The sequence below is a fragment of the Streptomyces swartbergensis genome, assembly GCF_002148965.1.
In the GTDB taxonomy this organism is placed as follows: domain Bacteria; phylum Actinomycetota; class Actinomycetes; order Streptomycetales; family Streptomycetaceae; genus Streptomyces; species Streptomyces swartbergensis.
The window spans coordinates 1-14901 of record NZ_NGFN01000215.1 but is presented as its reverse complement, the minus strand read 5'-3'; the positions used below and the strand labels follow the sequence as shown (position 1 = coordinate 14901).

Sequence of the window (14901 nt, the reverse complement as noted above, 5' to 3'; positions counted from 1 at the left end):
TCCCCGAGCCCCGTGAGCTGACCATCGGGACGGGCACACTCGGCGCCGAGTACGTGGCGCCCCTGCGCGTCGCCCTCGACAAGGGCGAGTTCGACAAGGAGGGCCTGGACGTCACGCTGAAGGTGCTGCCGACGCCCGAGGCACTCCCGCTGCCGGCCAAGGGCGAGGTCGGCGCGCTCTGGGCGGCCCCGGAGGCAGCCGTCATGAACGGCATCCGCGGCGGTTTCGCCATCCGCTGGGTCGCGGGGAACTTCTCGCCCGACCCGAAGTCCAAGAGCGGCCTGTGGGTCCGGCTGAAGGACGGAGAGACGGCGACCGCCGTCCGGATGGCCGGCCGGAAGCTCGACACGATGATCGGCAAGGGCTCCGTGATCGCCTACCCCATGGAACAGGTCCTGGAGCGGCACGGCGGCGGCCTCGACCGGATCCGCTACCAGCAACTGGGCTCCGCCGACGTCCTCACGGCCCTGGAGAACGGCGACGTCGACTCCGCGTGGCTGCTCGACCCCGTATGGCGCCGGGTCGACGGCGAACCCGGCTACGCCTTCCTGGGCGGCCAGCCCCCCGGCGAGCCCCTGGGCGGCATGCTCTACGGCCCGAGCCTGCTGAACGACGCCGTGGACGCGGGCGTGGCCCTGCTGCGGGCGTACATCCGCACGGTGAACACGTACTTCGCGGCCGACTACAAGAAGAACGAGAGCTTCGTCACATACCTGGCGAAACTCCTGAAGACGGACGAGGCGATCCTGCGCTCGACACCGTCGCTCCGCATGGACTGGGAGATCCGCACCGGTATGACGGACCGCCTGCAGTCCGCCTACCGCGCCCAGGGCGTGGCCGGAAGGCGACTCGCTCCCCGAGTCGCAGACGGTGACCCGCTCCCTCTACGAGGAGGCGGTAGGACACCGCCGGTAAACACACCGAGGGCCGGAACCCTTTCGGATTCCGGCCCTCGGCCTTCAGTAGCGGGGACAGGATTTGAACCTGCGACCTCTGGGTTATGAGCCCAGCGAGCTACCGAGCTGCTCCACCCCGCGTCGGTGAATGCAACGTTACGTCAACGCGGAGGACGGATGCAAATCGCTTAGCCGCAGCTGCACGCTGCGGGCCGCCGGTCCCGCTCAGCTGCGGGCAAGCGTGCCTACCCCAAGCTCTTCGGGCAGGGGGTACCCCCAGGGCGGCACCCGTCCCACCGAGGCGGCACCTCGTCGCGCCGAGCTGCGCAACGCCCCGCCCCCAGCACGAACGCCGAGCACCATGCACGCCCGCTTGCGCAGAAACCGTCACGCCGACAGCTCCTGCCGCAACGCATCCCGCAGCCGAGCCGCCCGCTCCGCCACGGACGCCGGCCCCAACGCCACAGCCCGATCGGCCCACCGCTGCCCCTCCGCCAGCTCACCCCGACGCGCGTAGACCAGGGCCAGCCGCAACGCCGCCCGCCCATGCCCCGCGTCAGCCGCCCGCGTCCACCACACCGCCGCCTCGGGCTCACTGCCCTCCCGGGCCAGCAGCAGCCCGAGATTGAACGCGCCGTTGCGGGACCCGGCCTCGGCCGCCTCCCGGTACCACCGAGCAGCCTCGACGACGTCCCCCCGGGCCGCCGCGAGCATGCCCACCCGCACCTGCGCCCGCCGGTGCCCCTGCGAGGCCGCTCTCTCGTACCACTCCTCACACTCGCTGCGGCGGTGCACCGGCTCCCCGAGCTCGTGCGCCGGCTCCGGCGGCCGGCGCGCGTCGAGCACGGTTGCCAGCCGGTACGCGGCCTCGGCACTCCCGCCCCCGGCCGCACAGCGCAGATGCCGCTCGGCCTCCTGCTCGTCGCCGTCCCGCAGCCGGGCCATGCCGACCTGGAGCGCCGCCTCGGTGTGCCCGGCGGCCGCGGCCCGCTCGTACCAGCGCAGCGCGGCCTGCTCCTCGCCCCGGCCGGCGTGCAGGATGCCCAGGTTGAAGGCGGCGTCCACGCTCCCGGCCTCCGCGGCCTTGGAGAACCACGGCTCCGCGCCCGTCTCGTCCCCGCCCCGCAGCAGCAGGATCGCCAGCGCGTTCGCGGCTTCCCGGTGCCCGGCGTAGGCCGCGCGCCGGTACCACTGCTCGGCCTGCGCGGTGCGCCCCTGTTCGGCGCAGAGCAGCCCGAGGTTGTAGGCGCCGTTCACGTCGCCCGCGTCCATCGCGGCCCGGTACCAGCGCTCGGCGGTCTGGGTCTCGCCCCGCTCGGCGTGCAGCGCGCCCAGGGCGTTCGCCGCGTTGCCGTCGCCGTCCTGGGCGGCCCGCAGCCACCACACGGCGGCGTTCTCGGTGTCGCCCGCGTCGCGCAGCAGGAACCCGAGCGCGCAGGCGGCCCGCGCCTCGCCGTCCTTGGCGGACGTCAGGTACCAGCGTCCGGCCTCCTTGAGCTCGCCGCGCTTCTCCAGGATCGTCCCGAGGTGCAGCGCGGCCCGCCGGTGTCCGCGCGCGGCGGCCTGCCGGTACCACTGCTCGGCCTCGTCCAGCACCTGGACACCGTTGTCACCGCCGGCCTCCCGCGCCGCCTTCCGGTCCAGCGCCCGGGCCAGGCGGTACGCCGCCTCCCGGTGCCCGCGCTCGGCCGCCGCCCGCATCCACTTCTCGGCCCCGGCGTCGCCGCGGTGCTCCAGCAGGTCGGCGAGGGCGTACGCGCCCAGGGTGTGTCCCTGTTCCGCGGCCTGGCGCAGCCAGTATTCGGCCGCGGGTTCGTCGCCGCGCTCGCGGTGGTGCCGGCCGAGGGCATGCGCGGCCGCCGCGGATCCGGCGACGGCGGCGATCCGCCACCAGCCGGCGGCCTCGTCGGCGTATCCGCGCTGGTGGAGCAGGACTCCGAGGTTGTTGGCGGCGGCCCGGTCGCCCGCGGCGGTGGCGGCACGCAGATGGGGTTCGGCACCGTCGAGATCACCACGGCGCAGCAGCATGGCCCCGAGGACACTCATCGCCTCGACGTCGCCGGCCTCCGCAGCGAGCCGCTGACGCAGCTCCTCGGCCGCCTCGTCGGCGATCTCCCCGGTCTCGTCCGGGGTGTCGGTGTCCTCCCGGCTGGAAGGCTGCACAAAACGCCCTGTCTCGAACAGAGTTGCCTTGTCCCCCATAACGTCCATCGTCGCACCACCTGCAACCTGGGTACACCTGGTATACCGCAGCCAGTGAGGTCACTACAGCGTTTTGTCGACATGCCCACAGAGAGACAAGTCAAACACAGATCCCCCAACTCCCCCCGGCGGCGCGGCCGCAGCCCAGGCCAGCACATGCGTTCACACATCACGAAGGCCCGGATTCCTGTGTGGAATCCGGGCCTTCGTGGTCGCTCCGTCACTCGGACTTCGCGATTTCAGTAGCGGGGACAGGATTTGAACCTGCGACCTCTGGGTTATGAGCCCAGCGAGCTACCGAGCTGCTCCACCCCGCGCCGTTGTGTTCACAACCGTATCACGGCGCGGGGCGGGCATTTGACCAGGCCAGGCCCCTAGCTGCTCGGCTTGGGGCTCGGACTGCCGCTCGGCTTCGGGCTCGGGGCGGCGCTGGGCTTGCTCTCGCCGCCCCCGGCTCCCCCGCGGCCGGCCTCCTGGGCCTGCGCGTCCTCGGCCCGCCGCAGAGCGTCCTCGAGGTCCTTCTGCGCGCGGCCGTACGCCTCCCAGTCGTTCTCCTTCAGGGCCTCCTGGCCCGCGTCGAACGCCTTCTGGGCGTCCTCCAGGGCCTGTTGGACCGTCGGGTTGTCGGACGTCGGCGGTGGCGTCGTGGTGTCACCCTCGTCCGGTGGCTCGGGGGCCTGCCCCTCCGTCCCGAAGATCTTGTTGAGGGCCTCGTCGAGCGTGTTCTCGAAGGCGGTCTGGCCTCCGTAGGTGACCAGCACCTTCCGCAGCAGCGGGTACTTCAGTCCACCACCGCGTACGTAGACCGGCTCCACGTAGAGCAGTCCGCCGTCGAGCGGCACCGTCAGCAGGTTGCCGTACTCGACTTCGGAGTCGCCGCCTCTCAGGAGCCTGATGGACTCGGCGATGTTCTCTTGGGAGTTGAACTGGCTCTGGACCTGTTTGGGTCCGTTGACCGTCGTGTTCGTCGGCAGTTTCAGAATTCTGATCTTGCCGTAGTCACTGGTGCCCGCCTCGGCGTCGACCGCCATGAACGCGCTGAGGTTGTCCCGGCCGTTGGGCGTGAAGGTCGTCGTCAGCGAGAACGACTGGGCCTTCTGGTCGGGCATCCTCATGCTCAGGTAGTACGGCGGCACCGCGTTGCCCGACCGGTTCGTCGGGTCGTCCGGCACCTGCCAGACCTCGCTGCCGCTGAGGAACGTCGTCGCGTCCCTCACGTGGTAGCGCGTGAGCAGCTCCCGCTGGACCTTGAACAGGTCCTGCGGGTAGCGCAGGTGGTCCATCAGGTCCTTGGAGATGTCGCTCTTGGGCTCCACCGTGTCCGGGAAGGCCTTCATCCAGGTCTTCAGGACCGGGTCCTTGGTGTCCCACTGGTAGAGCTTGACCTCGCCGGTATACGCGTCGACGGTCGCCTTCACCGAGTTGCGGATGTAGTTGACCTGGTTCTGCTGGGCCACCACCGCGCGGTTGGTGTTGGCGGCGGTCAGCGAGTCCGCCGTCGTGTCACCGAGGGTCGTACGCGAGGAGTACGGGTATCCGTTGGTCGTCGTGTACGCGTCGACGATCCACTGGATCCGGTTGTTCACCACCGCCGGGTAGGCGTCGCCGTCGATGGTCAGCCAGGGGGCGACCGCCTCGACGCGCTCCTTGGGCGTGCGGTTGTACAGGATCCGCGAACCGTCGCCGATGGCGCCGGAGTACAGGATCTGCGGCTCGCCGAACGCCACCGCGTACGCGGCCCGGTTGACCGGGTTGGAGAGGTTGACCCCGCTGTCGCCCTTGTAGCTGGTGGTCTTCTCGCCGTTGTCGTCGGAGTAGTCGATCTCCTTCTGGGGACCGCCGACGATCGAGTACGTGGTGGTCTTCTCGCCGTAGTAGACCCGCTGCTCGTACGTGCCGAGGTCGCCCTCGGAGGGCAGGTCGGACTCCGTGAAGACCGGACGGCCCTGGGAGTCGGCACTGGTGCCCTCGGCGGCGACCACCCCGTAGCCGTGGGTGTAACGGAAGTGGTTGTTGATCCAGTTCTTCTTCGGGATGCCCGCCAGGTTCAGCTCGCGCAGGCCGATGACCGTGTCCTGCTCCTTGCCGTCCTTGGCGTAGCGGTCGACGTCCAGGTTGTTCGGGAACGCGTAGTAGTTCCTGATCTGCTGGAGCTGCTGGAACGTCGGCGAGACGATGTTCGGGTCCATGATCCGGATGCTCGCCGTGGAGTCGACGTCGTCGCGCAGCGTGGTCTTGTCCTCGGTCTTGCTCGTGCCCGAGTAGTCGGTGACCTTGGTGCCGTCGATGCCGTAGGCCTTGCGCGTCGCCTCGAGGTTCTTCTCGACGTACGGCGCTTCCTTGGCCTGCTCGTTGGGCTGGACCTGGAACTTCTGCACGATCGCCGGGTAGAGGCCGCCGATGAGGATCGCGGACAGCACCATCAGGCCGAAGCCGATCACGGGCAGCTGCCAGGTGCGCCGCCAGATGGTGGCGAAGAACAGCAGCGCGCAGATGACGGCGATGCAGAACAGGATCGTCTTGGCCGGCAGGTAGGCGTTGGCGTCGACGTACCTCAGACCCGTCCAGTTGTCGGTCGCCCTGAAGTCGCTGGACTTGACCGCGAGTCCGTACCGGTCGAGCCAGTACGCGACCGCCTTGAGGGCCACGAAGATGCCGATGAGCACCGACAGGTGCCCGGTGGCCGCCGCCGTGGCGCGGGCGCCGGGGCTGGTGACGCGCAGCCCGCCGTACAGGTAGTGCGTGAGCGCGGCGGCGATCACGGACAGGATCGCGGCGGCGAAGCCGAAGCCGAGCAGGAACCGGTACCAGGGCAGGTCGAAGGCGTAGAAGGAGACGTCCAGCTTGAACTGGGGGTCCTTCTGGCCGAAGGGCACGCCGTTGACCCACATCAGCCACGTCCGCCACTGGCCGGACGCGGAGGCGCCGGCGATCAGGCCCACCAGGGCCGTGATCCCGAGCAGCAGCCACTTCTTGTAGGGCGCGATGCTCATCCGGTAACGGTCGAGATTCTGCTGCTCCATGGACATGGCGCTCAGCGGCGGCCGCAGCCGGTGCGCCAGCCAGATGTTGAAGCCGACCGCGAGGGCCATGAGCAGACCGAAGACGAAGAAGAGCCCGATCTTGGTCCACAGGGTGGTGGTGAAGACCGACGAGTAGTTCACCGACCGGTACCAGAGCCAGTCCGTCCAGAAGCCCGCGAACATGGTGAACACCATGCCGAGGGCTGCCAGGACGCCCAGTGTCATGAGCAGGGTCCGGACACGCCGGGACGGGCGGCCCACTCTGATCCGCGGCCCCGAAGGGCCTCCGCCGCGGTCCGGCATCTGGAAAGCCAAGGTGCGCACCTCGAAGTTCGCTGTTGATTCGTCAGGCCCGCGTCTCACGGACCATCTGCGGCCCCCGTGATCGTGGGCCCCCACCTATGCAACTTACTCACCGTTTACTCGGTTCCCGATTCCGGTCGGGAACGAGGCAGGATTGTGACCATGTCCAACACTCCCATGGCGGCGAACCCGCTCACCCGGGCCGTGCTCGAGATCGACGAGTACGTCTCCGGCCTCGGCTGGGACCAGCCCGCCCGCCTCTTCGCACTCGTCGACACCGCCCGGCTCCGGGCCGAACAGCCCTCGCTCGCGGACCGGCTCGGTCTGGGCGACGAGTCGGAGAGCTCCGGCCTCACCCCGATCGAGCAGGACGAAGTTCCAACGGGCAAGCCGCTCGACGAGTTCCTCGCCACCATCGCCTGGCCAGACTCAGTGGCCGGCTGTGCCCTCGCCGTGGAACGCCTGATGCTGCCGCCGTCCGCGGAGGCCCAGGTTCCGCAGGGCCTGGACGAGGCCGCGCTGTCGAAGTGGGTGGCGGAGCACCCGGACCGCCAGGAGGTCCGTATGACGGTCGCGGTCCTGCGGGACGGCACCCGCGAGTCGGCCCTGCGCCTGCGTGAGAAGGACTCCCCGACCGAGGTCCTCACCGGCTCCGACCTGGTACCGGGCCTGGCGGAGGCACTGGAGGCGACGTTCGAGGACTAGCCGGGCGGCTGTGCACCCTGGGCCGGTCACCCGGCCCGGCGGACTACGTGCCGCACCTCGGCAGATCGGCGGTGTCGCCGCTGCGGAGGTCCTTGAGAGCGCCGAGGGCGTCCTCGATGGTGTTCACCTTGATGAGGGTGAGGCCCTCGGGGGTGTCCTTGGCGGCGGCCTCGCAGTTGTCCGCCGGCGTCAGGAAGTACTGCGCGCCCTTGGCCCGCGCACCCACGGTCTTCATCTCGATGCCGCCGATCGGACCGACCTTGCCCTCGTCGTCGATCGTCCCCGTGCCGGCCACGAACTTGCCTCCGGTCAGGCTGCCGGGCGTGAGCTTGTCGTAGATGCCGAGCGCGAACATCAGACCGGCGCTCGGCCCGCCGACGTCGGCCAGCTTGATGTCGATGGTGAACGGGAAGGTGTGGTCGGTTCCCGCGGAGATCCCCACGATGGCCCGCTTCTCGCCGGCGTCGTCCGAGGTCGCCGTGGTGATGGTGATGTCCTGCGTCTTCGTCGGCGTCCGCTTCTCCTTCTCCGCGGCGGCCTGCTCCTTGGCGGGCACGATCGTGAAGCGGACGTCCTGACCCGGCTTGTGCTTCGTGACGAGCTTCGCGACGTCGGCCGGCTCCTTCACCGCCGTACCGTCGACGGCCTTGATCACGTCCCCGGCGTGCAGCTTGCCCTCGGCCGGGGATCCCTTGACGACCGTCGAGACGATGACCCAGGACTTCACCGGAACGTCGAGTTCCTTCAGCGCGGCGACCTTGGCGCTCTCCTGGGACTGGCTGAACTCCTCGGCGTTCTCCTGCGTGGACTGCTCCTCGGTCTTGCCGTCCGGGTAGAGCGTCTCGTGCTGCACGACCTTGTTGTCATGCGCGAGCCAGCCGTAGACGGCCTCGACCAGGTTCATCCGGTAGTCGGCACTGGTGACCCGGACCGTCGTCATGTTCAGATGGCCACTGGCCGCATACGTCTTCCGCCCGGAAATCTGGAGCACCGGCTCGCCGCCGTGATCGCCCAGCGTGTTCACCGTCGGCCCCGGGGACATCTCCGAATACGGCACGGGGATGAACACTCCCGCGCACAGGAGCGCGATCAGCATCAGGGTGGAGGCGAGCATCGTCGCGGTGCGGCGTGGCATGACTCGACAGTACGGGACGGTCCTGTCAGCGCACCGTCAGGGCCGCCCGTCCGGGGCGGCCCTGCGGTCTCACACGCCTGTGACCTGCAGTTTTCCTGGCCGTCAGCTACCCGGCCGGGGCTTCTCCATGGCTTCGCGGAAGCGGGCGTAACCGATGAGTTCCGGGCCGTCCCCACGGACCTTGCGAGTCCGGTTGGCCCAACTGCCCCAGAGGCCCGCGCCGATCGCAGCCACAAGCGGAATCAGCAACCAGGCGAGCGCCGCCATGCCGACCTCCAACCCCTTGAGCGTCCGCAACTGACTGATCAGCAGATTAACCATCCGCAGTGACAACGCTCACGCCAGGGGTCCGGTTACGCAACCGGAAGGCCGAGTACCGGATTCAGCAGGCGCCCACGCTCGACGAGGGCGTTACGCGCTCAACGACGGCGTCAGGCGCCGACCCATTCTTCGGTGCCGTCGGAGAACTTCTGGTGCTTCCAGATGGGCACCTCGTGCTTGAGGTCGTCGATCAGCTTCCGGCAGGCCTCGAAGGCCTCCCCCCTGTGCGGACACGAGACGGCGACGACCACGGCGAGGTCACCGACCCGGAGATCCCCCACCCGGTGCACGGCCGCCAGCGCCCGCACCGGGAACTCGGCGACGACCTTCTCGGCGATCCGCCTCATCTCGGCCTCGGCACCGGGGTGGCAGGAGTACCCCAACTCCGCCACGTCGGCACCCCCGTCGTGGTTCCGCACGGTGCCCACGAAGAGCGCCGTGCCGCCGGCCGCGTCGTCCCCCACGGCCCGGAACACCTCGTCCACGGAAAGGGCCGTCTCCCGGATCCCGATCAGCCTGATCGGATCCTGCGCGGCCTGCTCACCCGGGTGCTCGCTCGTGGTTGCCATGCCACCATCGTGCCGCACGCGACCGACAGCGCGGAATAGAGCTATCGACCGGCACGCGCGCGTGGGCGTTGGACTCTCCTACGACGCGCGGAGAGGCCGGGCCCCGCCGGGCGCGTCAGATGCGCCGACGGGCCTTCCGGGCCCGTCGCACCACCGCGGCCGCACCCAGCAGCGCCACCGTCGCTCCCGCGGCGCCCGCTGCCGTCGCGTCCTTGCGGCCCAGCCGCCGACCGGCCACCGTGTGCCGGCCGGAGACCTCCTCCAGGAGCTCCGCCAGCACCTCCTCGTTGGTGTACTGCGGCCGCCACCCGGCGTCGTGCAGCCGGCTGCCGCTGACCACCCAGGGGTACATCGTGTACGCCAGGTCCCCGGCCGGAGACGGCGTGAGCCCGATGCGGTGCAGTCGGGCCGCCGCACCCAGTGCGACCGCCGACGGCAGCTCCATCCGCCGGATGCCGCTGAGCTCCTCGACCTCCTCCTGCTCCAGCCACCCGTCGCACCCGACGGTCAGTTCCCCGTCGACCTTCTCCAGGACGGCGTACTCCAGCGCGCTGCACAGGTCCTCGACGTGGCAGAACTGCCACGCGGGCCGCGACCCGGCGACGACGAGCAGCCGAGGAGACTCGAAGTACCTGGTCAGCGCGGTGTCCGTGCCTCCCACCAGGATCGCCGGCCGCACCACGGTGACGTTGAGCCCCGGGTGCGCACGCGGCGCCCGCCGCGCCAGCCGCTCGATCTCCAGCAGGTCGCCGACGCCCGTCGCCTCCGCCGTGGCCCGCAGCTCCGCGTCCTCGGAGAGCGGCAGCTCGTTGTCCGGCAGCGCCCCGTAGACCATCGCCGAGGTGCACAGCACGACCCGGTGCACGCCGGCCGCCGCGGCCGCCGTCAGGACCGTCTGTGTCCCCCGTACGTTGTAGGCCGTTCGGGCGGCCGCGTCGGTCTCCAGGTCGAGATCCAGCGCAAGGTGCACCACCACGTCGGCGCCCCGCAGCTTGTCCGCGATGGCCGGATCCCGTACGTCCAGGATGTGCCACTGCGCCGCGGCGCACTCACCGCGGCGCTCGTCGATGGCCACGACCTGCTTGACCTCGTCGGACGCGGCGAGCCGCTCGGTGAGCAGGGCGCCGACGCCGTACGCGGCACCGGTGACCGCGACGACGGGTCCGCGTGCCGCGGGAGTCGCGGAACTGGTTGACTGGTTTCGCGCTGCGCGAACCTGCGGATCTGGGGAACTCACCGGGCGTCTCCAGCGGTTGTCTTCAGTACGAGCGCGAGCGACGCGTGCGTACCAGGTGGCATCCATCCTGCCGCAGGCTGTCAGTCGGCGAAGCACCGAGGCCCGATCCGCCCCAGGTGTCTACGCTGGGTGGTGTTGTCGGGCAGCCGTGCCGCCGGAAAGAACCGGCGGCCCTACCAGCCGAGGAATCCCGTGAGTGACACCCCATTCGGATTCGGCCTTCCGCCGGAGGAGCCGGACGACGGCGACGAGGGCAAGAAGAAGGACCAGGAGAGCGGTGGTGGTCAGGGACCGGCCAATCCGTTCGGTTTCGGCGGCCTGCCCGGAGCCGGAGGGTTTGGCGGCGGCCCCGGTGCGGACAATCCGTTCGCAGCCATGTTCGGCTCCCTGAACCCCAACGACCTGGGCGCCGCGTTCCAGCAGCTGGGCCAGATGCTCTCCTACGAGGGCGGCCCGGTGAACTGGGACATGGCCAAGCAGATCGCCCGCCAGACGGTGTCCCAGGGCAGCCCTGACGGCACCAAGGACACCAGCGTCGGCCCCGCCGAGCGCAAGGCCGTCGAGGAGGCCGTCCGCCTCGCCGACCTGTGGCTCGACGACGCCACGTCCTTGCCGTCCGGCGCCGGCTCGGCCGTGGCCTGGAGCCGCGCCGAGTGGGTCGAGGCGACCCTGCCCGCCTGGAAGGAGCTCGTCGACCCGGTCGCCGAGCGCGTGGGCACCGCCATGGGCGACGTCCTGCCGGAGGAGATGCAGGCCATGGCCGGCCCGCTGATCGGCATGATGCGCTCGATGGGCGGCGCCATGTTCGGTACGCAGATCGGACAGGCCGTCGGCGTGCTCGCCGGCGAGGTCGTCGGCTCGTCCGACATCGGCCTGCCGCTGGGCCCGGCCGGCAAGGCCGCGCTGCTGCCGGTGAACATCGAGACGTTCGGCAAGGACCTGAGCGTCCCGCAGGAGGAGGTGCGGCTGTATCTCGCCCTGCGCGAGGCCGCCCACCAGCGGCTCTTCGCGCACGTGCCGTGGCTGCGCTCGCATCTGTTCGGCGCGGTCGACGGTTACGCCCGCGGGATCAAGGTCGACACGGCCAAGCTGGAGGACGTGGTCGGCCAGTTCGACCCGCAGAACCCGGAGCAGCTCCAGGAGGCCCTCCAGCAGGGCATGTTCCAGCCCGAGGACACGCCCGAGCAGAAGGCCGCCCTGGCGCGTCTGGAGACGGCGCTGGCGCTCGTGGAGGGCTGGGTCGACGCGGTGGTCCACGCCGCCGCCAAGCCCCGTCTGTCGTCCGCCGACGCCCTGCGCGAGACGCTGCGCCGCCGCCGCGCCTCGGGCGGCCCGGCCGAGCAGACGTTCGCCACGCTGATCGGCCTGGAGCTGCGCCCGCGCCGCCTGCGTGACGCCTCCCGTCTGTGGGCCTCGCTCACCGACGCGCGCGGTGTCGACGGCCGGGACGCCCTGTGGCACCACCCGGACATGCTGCCGACGGCCACCGACCTGGACGACCCGGACGGCTTCGTGCACCGCGAGCAGATCGACTTCTCCGAGCTGGACAAGATGCTCGGCGAGGCGGCGGACAAGCCCGATCTGAAGAAGCCCGACCCGAAGAAGAAGGACGAGGGCGAGAACAAGGGCGACGACGCCGAGTGAGCCTGTACGACGACGCGGTCCTCGTGCTCAAGGAGTACGAGGACCAGACGGAGCTGCGCCAGGCCTACCTCGACCATCTGGCCGAACACCCGGACGGCCTCTGGAAGGCCTGCCACGCGGGCCACATCACGGCGAGCGCCCTGGTGATCGACCCCGGGGCCGGCCGGGTCCTGCTGACCCTGCACAGGAAGCTGGGGATGTGGCTCCAGATGGGCGGCCACTGCGAGCCGGGCGACAGCTCCCTGGCGGCAGCGGCCCTGCGTGAGGCGACGGAGGAGTCCGGCGTCTCGGGGCTCTCGCTGCTGCCGGGCGGCCCGGTGCGCCTGGACCGGCACCCGATCCCGCCGCCGTGCCACTGCCACTTCGACGTCCAGTACGCGGTCCTGGCGCCGCCGGACGCCGCGCACGCGATCAGCGACGAGTCGCTCGACGTGCGCTGGTTCAAGTACGACGAGGTCGCGGAGGTGGCCGACGAGTCGGTCGTACGTCTGCTGGAAGCCACGCGCGCGAGGCTCGCGGTCTGAGGCACTCGCGGCCTGAAGTGTGTAAGGGGCGGCCGCTAGGGCGGTCACCCCTTACACCTTGCTGAGTCCGTGACCGGTCAGTTCCAGACGTTGCCCTGGTTCTGCCCGCGTGCTCCCTGCTGGCCCATGCCGTACTGCGCGGCGAGGCCCGAGCCGATCTGGGCGTTCTGCGGCGGCAGCAGCTCGCTGGGCTGGACGAGCGCGAAGCCGGTGCCCATGAAGCTCAGCTCCCAGCCCTCGCCGGTGCTGCCGCGGCGCCGCCACACCCCGGAGGAGTGCGTCTGGGCCTGCATCTGCACGCGCAGGCTCGTCGACCAGGCGACGATCGCGTCGGCGTCGCAGTTGACGTACTTGTCGGGCGTCACCTGCAGCAGCAGCGGCATGCCCGAGGTCATCAGGGCGACCTTGCCCCGGCCGGTGATGTTGAGCTGGTACTTCCCGGAACCGGAGATGCCGTAGAGGCTGTCGACGGCGATGACCTCGTGGTGCAGGGAGGAGTCCATCGCCAGCACATAGCTGCTGTCGACGGTGAGACCGTCCTGCTCCACCTCCATGACGTGGACGTGCTGCTTGAGGTTGGCGAGGTAGACCGTGCCCTGCCCGTGGCAGCGCATCAGGTCGAGTCCCTCACCGGTGTGCGCACGCGAGCGTRCCTGGTCGTTGCTCTGGTACTCGGCGTCGAACTCGACGAGTCCCTGGTAGGCGACCATGGTGCCCTTGCGGGCCAGGATGTCGTCGTGGCCCTCCAGGGCGACGCGCAGCATCTGCTTGTTCTGCAGACTCCAGCGGTCCTGGGTCTGCTGCTCGTTGTAGGCGAAAATCGGGCTCTGCATGGCTTTCTGGCTCCCCCTCAGCCCCGGGCCCGGAGGCGGTCGGTGCTGTCCTCGCTGGGCTGGACGACGACGATGCCCTGACCGGAGAAGGCCATCTGGTAGGCCTCGCCGCTGCCGCGGCCGATCAGCGACTGCGCCCGGAAGCTGCGCTTGCCCTTCACCTTGAGGTTCGGGGACCAGGCGACCAGGGCGTCGGGGTCGACGTAGGTCTCGTCCTCGCCGCCTCCGCAGTCGACGACGATGGGCTTGCCCCGGGAGGTCAGCGCGACCCAGCCCTGCCCGGAGATCTTGGTGTTCCACAGGCCCTGTCCGGCGAACTTCGCCAGGCCCTTGACCCGCTCGACGCCCCACGTGAGGTGGGCGTCGAAGGCGAGCAGGTTGGTGGCGTTGACGGAGATGCCGTCGCCGTTGAGGTTGATGACGACCACGTTCGCCCCGTAGTCGGAGAGGTAGAGCAGGCCGTCGCCGGAGCACTTCATCAGGGGCGCGCCCTCGCCGGTCATCCAGTCCTTCGCGATCTGGCGCACGGCCGGCGGGTTGGGCTCGTACTGGACGAACCCTTCGTACGCGACCATCGACCCCACGCGCGCGAGGAGGTCGTTTCCGGTCTGCATGGCGACCTTCAGCATGTGGTTGCCGTGGTTCTCCATGCGGGCGGTGACGGGTGCGGGGGCGTGGCCCGCGAGCTGCTGTGTCATGACGGGCTCCCTCAGACCTCGTACGGCTGGACGACGATGAAGTTCCCGGGCGCTGCCCGGAACTGGAGGTTGACGCTCTCCCCGGTGTCACCCGGGTAGGCGTTGCGGCGCATCCGCACCTGGCTGGAGACGACGACCTGGGCGGCGGCCGACCAGGCGACCACGGCGTTGCAGTCGGCGAACGTGGTGGGGGTGACGGGCAGCACCACAGGCGTGCCGTGCGTCTTCACGACGATCGTGCCGGTGCCCTGGAACAGCATCGTGAACAGCGCGCCTCCGGGGATGCCGTGTCCCTCGATGCGGCGGACCTCGTAGGTCAGGCTCTCGTCGAAGGCGAGGACGTTCTCGGCGGAGACGCAGATGCCGTCGCCCTGGAGTTCGATGGGGTGCAGCATCGTGGAGTTCTCGGCGAGGAACACCTGCCCCTGGCCGGTACAGCGCATCAGTTGCATCTCCTGGCCGGTCGCGTTGCCCACGATCCGGCCGACGAAGCCGGCGCCCTTGTAGCTGAAGTCGACCTTGCCCTGGTAGAGCACCATGCTGCCCTGCCTGGCCAGCACGGGCTGCCCGCCGATGCCGAGGTCGACGCGGACGAGCTTCTTGTTCTGCTGCGTCCAGCGCTGCCCGGTGGGGGTTTCCTTGAACTGCTGGAGCGCGGCGGCGACACCGGGGCCCTGCGGTGCTCCCTGGGGAGCCCCTTGGGGCGCTCCGTGCGGTACTCCCTGAGGCGCTCCGTAAGGGGCTTGCCCGGTCTGCTGCCCGAAGGGCGGCTGCTGGCCGTAGCCGGGGGGCGGTGTGGGCTGGCCGTAGC

The 14901-nt window shown here is 70.2% G+C and carries 12 protein-coding genes, 2 tRNA genes and 1 pseudogene; 4 read left to right on the top strand and 11 right to left on the bottom strand.

The annotated features are described in order from the left end of the window. A pseudogene (locus tag CA983_RS28365) lies at positions 1-915 on the top strand (ABC transporter substrate-binding protein); the annotation flags it as partial. Between the two features lie 48 nt (positions 916-963). On the opposite strand, the gene CA983_RS28360 reads toward CA983_RS28365, so the two are convergent. The 4 genes from CA983_RS28360 to CA983_RS28345 form a co-directional block, all read right to left on the bottom strand. Continuing rightward, a tRNA-Met gene (locus tag CA983_RS28360) sits at positions 964-1037 on the bottom strand. Between the two features lie 246 nt (positions 1038-1283). Further along, positions 1284-3107, bottom strand: a complete 1824-nt coding sequence (locus CA983_RS28355) for a tetratricopeptide repeat protein (RefSeq protein ID WP_208637062.1) — start codon at positions 3105-3107, stop codon at positions 1284-1286. Positions 3108-3341: 234 nt separating this feature from the next. After that, positions 3342-3415: transfer RNA gene (locus tag CA983_RS28350), tRNA-Met, on the bottom strand. A 57-nt stretch (positions 3416-3472) separates the two neighbouring features. Next, positions 3473-6424, bottom strand: coding sequence for a UPF0182 family membrane protein (locus CA983_RS28345; RefSeq protein ID WP_244207141.1), 2952 nt, complete (start codon positions 6422-6424; stop codon positions 3473-3475). A gap of 162 nt (positions 6425-6586) precedes the next feature. On the opposite strand from CA983_RS28345, the gene CA983_RS28340 reads away from it, so the two are divergent. After that, positions 6587-7129: a PPA1309 family protein gene (locus tag CA983_RS28340; protein WP_086603674.1), complete on the top strand. Its 543-nt coding sequence runs from the start codon at positions 6587-6589 to the stop codon at positions 7127-7129. 43 nt (positions 7130-7172) lie between these two features. Here the strand turns inward: CA983_RS28340 and CA983_RS28335 are convergent, their stop codons facing one another. From CA983_RS28335 to CA983_RS28320, 4 genes are all read right to left on the bottom strand, one after another. Beyond that, a complete protein-coding gene (locus CA983_RS28335; RefSeq protein ID WP_086603673.1) occupies positions 7173-8264 on the bottom strand; it encodes a YlbL family protein in 1092 nt (363 codons plus the stop codon). 102 nt (positions 8265-8366) lie between these two features. Next, positions 8367-8585: a hypothetical protein gene (locus CA983_RS28330; RefSeq protein ID WP_010047638.1), complete on the bottom strand. Its 219-nt coding sequence runs from the start codon at positions 8583-8585 to the stop codon at positions 8367-8369. A 110-nt stretch (positions 8586-8695) separates the two neighbouring features. Next, positions 8696-9154, bottom strand: a complete 459-nt coding sequence (locus CA983_RS28325) for a molybdenum cofactor biosynthesis protein MoaE (RefSeq protein WP_086603672.1) — start codon at positions 9152-9154, stop codon at positions 8696-8698. Positions 9155-9269: 115 nt separating this feature from the next. Beyond that, on the bottom strand, positions 9270-10391 hold the full coding sequence (locus CA983_RS28320; RefSeq protein WP_086603671.1) for an SDR family oxidoreductase: 1122 nt from the start codon (positions 10389-10391) through the stop codon (positions 9270-9272). 192 nt (positions 10392-10583) lie between these two features. Here CA983_RS28320 and CA983_RS28315 point away from each other — a divergent pair, with 192 nt between their 5' ends. Both CA983_RS28315 and CA983_RS28310 read left to right on the top strand, forming a co-directional pair. Beyond that, positions 10584-12035 (top strand): zinc-dependent metalloprotease, encoded by a 1452-nt coding sequence (locus tag CA983_RS28315; protein ID WP_086603670.1) that lies wholly within the window; start codon positions 10584-10586, stop codon positions 12033-12035. Continuing rightward, positions 12032-12559 (top strand): NUDIX hydrolase, encoded by a 528-nt coding sequence (locus CA983_RS28310; protein ID WP_086603669.1) that lies wholly within the window; start codon positions 12032-12034, stop codon positions 12557-12559. Before CA983_RS28315 ends, CA983_RS28310 begins: the two co-directional genes overlap by 4 nt. A gap of 77 nt (positions 12560-12636) precedes the next feature. On the opposite strand, the gene CA983_RS28305 is transcribed toward CA983_RS28310, so the two are convergent. From CA983_RS28305 to CA983_RS28295, 3 genes are all read right to left on the bottom strand, one after another. Beyond that, the gene (locus CA983_RS28305; RefSeq protein WP_086603668.1) at positions 12637-13392 is read right to left on the bottom strand and encodes an AIM24 family protein; all 756 of its coding nucleotides are present in this window, start codon (positions 13390-13392) and stop codon (positions 12637-12639) included. Between the two features lie 17 nt (positions 13393-13409). Then, entirely contained in the window at positions 13410-14090 is a 681-nt protein-coding gene (locus CA983_RS28300; RefSeq protein WP_086603667.1) for an AIM24 family protein, read from the bottom strand. 11 nt (positions 14091-14101) lie between these two features. After that, positions 14102-14901: AIM24 family protein (locus CA983_RS28295; protein ID WP_143645576.1), on the bottom strand; the 800-nt coding region annotated here is incomplete at its 5' end.